The sequence below is a fragment of the Tateyamaria pelophila genome (assembly GCF_019966495.1).
In the GTDB taxonomy this organism is placed as follows: Bacteria; Pseudomonadota; Alphaproteobacteria; order Rhodobacterales; family Rhodobacteraceae; genus Tateyamaria; species Tateyamaria pelophila.
The window spans coordinates 1-4,905 of the sequence record NZ_JAIMIA010000205.1; the positions used below are offsets into that span (position 1 = coordinate 1).

The 4,905-nt window shown below is 54.4% G+C and carries 3 protein-coding genes, 1 pseudogene and 1 other annotated feature; of the genes and pseudogenes, 1 reads left to right on the plus strand and 3 read right to left on the minus strand.

Annotated elements, in window-relative coordinates; translation table 11 throughout:
* Positions 1 to 369 (plus strand): LysR substrate-binding domain-containing protein (locus LC354_RS26305; protein WP_399204399.1); only part of this gene is annotated, 369 nt, incomplete at its 5' end.
* Positions 370 to 892: 523 nt separating this feature from the next.
* Here the strand turns inward: LC354_RS26305 and LC354_RS26310 are convergent.
* The 3 genes and pseudogenes from LC354_RS26310 to LC354_RS26320 form a co-directional block, all read right to left on the minus strand.
* Positions 893 to 2,071, minus strand: a complete 1,179-nt coding sequence (locus LC354_RS26310; protein ID WP_223428919.1) for a M20 aminoacylase family protein — start codon at positions 2,069 to 2,071, stop codon at positions 893 to 895.
* A gap of 370 nt (positions 2,072 to 2,441) precedes the next feature.
* A complete protein-coding gene (locus tag LC354_RS26315) occupies positions 2,442 to 2,882 on the minus strand; it encodes a hypothetical protein (RefSeq protein ID WP_223428920.1) in 441 nt (146 codons plus the stop codon).
* A gap of 685 nt (positions 2,883 to 3,567) precedes the next feature.
* Positions 3,568 to 4,828 (minus strand): annotated as a pseudogene (locus LC354_RS26320) (IS3 family transposase).
* Positions 4,406 to 4,562: a sequence feature (AL1L pseudoknot), on the minus strand. Its footprint overlaps the pseudogene before it by 157 nt.
* Positions 4,829 to 4,905: the final 77 nt, after the last annotated feature.

A 4,905-nucleotide genomic window follows, 5' to 3' on the forward strand; every position in this document is an offset into this window, starting at 1 on the left:
ATCTCCTTCGTGTTGAAGATTAACAGACAACAAATCGCAGCTTACGTCAGTGTCCGAATTTCGGGGGGCAGCTCAGTTTGGCCCGAATTCCTCAAATTGCACAATTTCGAAGATGATCGAGGTCATGGACTGCGCCTTAGTCAAACATCGTTGGCAGTAGACGCCGCGCTGTTTGGTCAGGGAGCGGCTCTGGTAAGCCGCTTTCTCGTGGCAACTGACATTGCAGCCAAACGGCTGATACAAATCACGCCAGAAACCCTGTCCGGAAAACAGGATTTCTACCTGCTCGCCATGCGTAAATCCAAACAGAACGCCGCAATTGATACCGTTGTAACATGGTTCTTGGCTCAAGCTGGAACACCGCATTAACTCAAACGGTACAAGGAGAATTCGCAGAAAACCGCCATCGGTAAGTGTGCGGCGAATGCACCCTATGTCCGCGTCTTGATGGTTCAGATACTGTGCAGTGAAGAGACAGTTTGGATATGGCGTCTTGCGACGAGGTTGAGCGACTGCTTTGGCGACACGGGCCGCAGCGGAGCGATTGGCGTGCCGCATGTGCAAAGGTTTTCTGCCTTAGCGAAAGCTGCACCAGCAAAAGGCGGCTCAGTCCTGCAAACCGTGAGTTTGCGCCTTCCGTACCAATCAATCGCAGCGGATGGCCGGTTCGGTGAAGCTGCGGCGCGGCGCGAATTAATGCTATGAACGTCTCCTGTGGGCTGTCGTGATCGCAAATGATTTGATCGAGCTCGTACATGCTGCATAGTGGGGACCGGCGGGCCCACTGGTTCAATTGCTCCCAGCAACGGGGAAATTTGAATGTTGGGACCAAAGCAAGCAGCACACGGAGCTTTGTTCAATGAAACTGGATTGAAGCCCATGACCCAACCGATCATGTATTGTGCGAGTTAGAAACCGGCATTCGTTGTTCCACAATCTCCGCCCACCAACTGCACCCTGCGGGGATTGCTTCGTCGTTGAAATTGTATTCTGGATGATGAACCATCGGCCCGTCACCGTTCCCTACCATAATGTAGGCCCCAGGCCGTTCTTCGAGCATAAAGGCAAAATCCTCGCCGCCCATGATCAACGGCGCATCTTGGCACGAACCTGATACCGAGGCCGCAACATCGGCTGCGAACGCGGTCTGGTCGTCGTGGTTGATCATCGCAGGATAGACGCGTTTGTAGTCAACTTTCGCTTTTGCGCCGTATGTTGCGGCAGTGCCCATCGCGATCTCGCCCAGCCGTTTCTCCGCCAGATCGCGGGTGGCCGGCGAGAACGTGCGTACTGTGCCTTTCAAGTGTACCTGTTGCGGGATGACATTGTAGGCCTCCGACGAAGACACATGCGACGTGACCGACACGACGACCTGTGCGACGGGGTCCGTGTTCCGGCTGGCAATCGTTTGTAATGCTGTGACAATCGCGGCTGCGGTCACGATGCTGTCGACAGCTTGGTTCGGTTCGGCTGCGTGACCACCTTTGCCCTCGACCACAATATCAAAGAGATCGACAGCGGCAAAAAAAGCACCGGGCCGGATTGCGAAGGATCCAACCGGCATGCCCGGCTCATTGTGCATTCCGTATACTTCTTGAATACCGAAACGATCCATCATGCCGTCGTCGCACATTTCCTTGCCGCCACCACCACCTTCTTCGGCGGGTTGAAAAATCATAACCGCCACGCCGTCGAAGTTGCGCGTCTCGGACAGATATTTCGCGGCGCCAAGCAACATGGCCGTGTGCCCGTCATGCCCGCATGCATGCATCGCTCCGTCGGTCTTGGACGCATATTCAAGACCGGTTTGTTCATGAATCGGCAGGGCGTCCATATCCGCACGCAACCCGATTACTTTTCCAGATGCGGTGGACTTGCCATTTATGATAGCGACGACACCCGTGCGTCCGATCCCAGTCAATACCTGGTCACAACCGAAGCTTTCCAGTTTTTCCGCCACGATGGCACTGGTGCGGTAAGTCTCAAACAGGATTTCCGGATTTTCGTGCAGATCGCGCCGCCATTCTGTAATTTCCGGCAACAGTTGAGCAAATCGGTTTTTGACGGGCATTGCGTTGCTCCTGACGGATTATAAGGTCGTCCTGATACTTGTGAGCTCCATTCAGAACAGGCCGCAAGACGCGGCGGAGCCTCAATAAGGCAACGCACTATGAAATAACCATAGCGACCTGCCCAGCAGATAGTCCATCATTACCGCCGCGTGTTCGACTGTTTACTTGTGATGAATTCATTCGTCAGGTTCGCTTGGCCAATACTGCTTTAGGTACATCCCCTGAAGTTGGCAATCTCTCACCAGTTGCCTGCGGTCAGTTGAATTTTTCAGACTATATGGCGGCAACGGCTAGATGGTCCGAATTGTCATCATCTGCGACCCCGAAATGCTGCCCTCATGGCCACGCTTCTTGGGCCTTACTTGAGCCTTAACAGTAGGGAACGTTGAAACGGGCGTGTATCTGACTGCCGGTGAGCGTCGCGTATCTTGTTCCCCACAGGTGGGCTGCGTTTTTGGCAAACCAATTGCCGAGACCAGGGACCCTAGTTTCATAGTTTCTTGTCATGACCAGCAGCGTTTCGTTTATCGCCTTTGCTGACAGCCCTCGCTGACCAGTCCTTCGGAACGTCGCACTGTCGAAAGGACCGTGAAAATGAAATCGTGTCATCGGAGCGATACAGACATTTCGGGCGAACAGATAGAAGGTGCAACTTGAAAAGCACTCTGTGACCAAAACCTTGACTTGCGTACCGCTGGCGTCGAGTTCCTTGACGTGTTGAGTGAATTCACGAGTATCTCCGCCCTTTGCTCGCTCTTGCGGCACGTTGAAGGCAGCGAGTGTAGCTGCAAGGATCAGCCAGTTTCCCATATGTCGGACCTTTCTTATGCGTTATCCGATAGGTCGCATAGCCTTGGAGCCTATGTTCTGAATCAATACATAACTCGGAAACGGTCACTCGCCGCAGCTAATATCATCGACCGGGGTGCGGAGAGGCTGTGTGCAAACTCTCCCTTGATCTGAATGATGGTATGATTTCCGCATTCGGTGTGGAAGTCTTTAATGGCGCAGTTTATCGAAGGTATAGACCGGAGCCAGACGATTATTTTGGCAACGACAGTTCGGTTCGAGTGATTGATGCCTGATCGACCTGCTGAATTTATCGGAGGTAGGATTCCATGCCACGCATGCTCCGACGGGTCGGCCTGACTATCATTCCGGGCTGATACCGCAAATTTTTTTCGTACGGCTACATCAATCAGATCCAGTCGCCACGACGGCTGGAATGGGAGTGCGGCAGCAACCTGGGACTCATTTGGCTGACGGGCCGATTGCAGATTTCCGAAAAGACAATAGGCCCGCGATCGGCAAGGTTTGCCAACAGTTGTTGCCCTATGTCGCGCTATCGATCTGCTGGACGAGAACCTGGTCGCCATGGACGGCAGCCAGTTCAGGGTGGTGAATGCGAAAGAAAACAACGACGTGAACCGCCATGGTTCCATCGGAGACCCATAGCTTCATTTCACGCGACCGTATCAAGCACGTAGCGCTGTGCTTAGAAGTTGTATTCAGCCTTGGCTGGCCGGATGTTTCCGATGGGCAAGCAGACGTCTGTTGTTGAACCAATCGACCCATCCGCGGGTGGCCATTTCCAGATCCGGCATGTTGCGCCATGGTCCCTGGCGATAGATCAATTCGGTTAAAATAGACCGTTTATCATCTTAGAGAGGGCGCTGTCATACCAGTCTCCAACGCTGCCGACTGAGGGTTCGATCACGGCTTCGGCCAAACGCTCTGTGTATCGAATGGACAAATATTGCCCGCCGCGATCCGAGTGGTGAACTAATCCGCTCTTCTGAACTGGACGTCGATCATGCAGGGCTTGTACCAGAGCGTCGAGGACAAAGTCCGTTTTGGCAGACCGCGAGACCCGCCATCCCACGATGCGATCAGCGAATGTGTCGATGACGAAGGCCACCTAAACAAAGCCCTGCCACGTGGGCACATATGTAAAATCGCTGATCCAGAGCAGGTTCGGTGCAGGAGCCCGGAAGACGCGGTTCACCTTGTCACGCGGACACTGCGCTGACCGGTCAGGAACCGTTGTCCTGAACACCTTACCACGCACCGCACCACGGATGCCGATCTGCTTCATCCACTGCCCGGCAGGGTATTTCCGCAGGAAATGTCCCGAAAGGGAGGCGGTCCACCGTGCATCTTGCCACCTCAAAGCCCTCGCGCTTCGACTGGTGCCACGCTTTGCGGACCCCATAGACTAGGTAATTTTCATCCCAAACCCGTTTGATTTCCGGACATAGCTCCGCAGCCCGCTGATGGCGTGCCGAAGCTTTGGACGGATCAGCGAGGCACGCCAAGCGGTGGCAGTATGTCGACGGCGCGATCGGCAGAACCCCGCAGATCGACTCGACACCGGAGACAACGCGCCGATCTTCCCCTCTCGTGCATTGCAGCGCAACACTCTGCCGGGCAATGAATGAAGGCGATCATCGCTTCAATGGGCGGTCGAGTTCCGCCTGCGCAAAATAGGCTGATGCTTTGCGACGGATCTCATTCGCCTGGCGCAGTTCGCGGTTATCGCGCTCAAGTGCTTTGATACGGTGCCGTTCCTCTGTCTTCACGCCGTCGCGCATGCCACTGTCCTTCTCGGTCTGCTTGACGCATCCGCTCAAGGTCTGGGGAATGCAGCCGATCTTGGGTGCAACGACCGTGACCGCCTGCGTTTCGTATGAGCCTTGATGCTCGAACACCATCCGAACCGAACGAGCGCGGACTTTAAACGAGAAGAAATTTGCCATTTTGCTTTTGGCATCGAGAAAATCGAAAATAGAAGCTGATCAGTTTCCCGCGCGCTTCATCATCATTTGATGTACTG

What these genes read in the sequence shown, in the direction of transcription:
- LC354_RS26310 (WP_223428919.1), bottom strand. Translation starts at nt 2,071, where the DNA reads ATGCCCGTCAAAAACCGATTTGCTCAACTGTTGCCGGAAATTACAGAA.
- LC354_RS26315 (WP_223428920.1), bottom strand. Translation starts at nt 2,882, where the DNA reads ATGGGAAACTGGCTGATCCTTGCAGCTACACTCGCTGCCTTCAACGTG.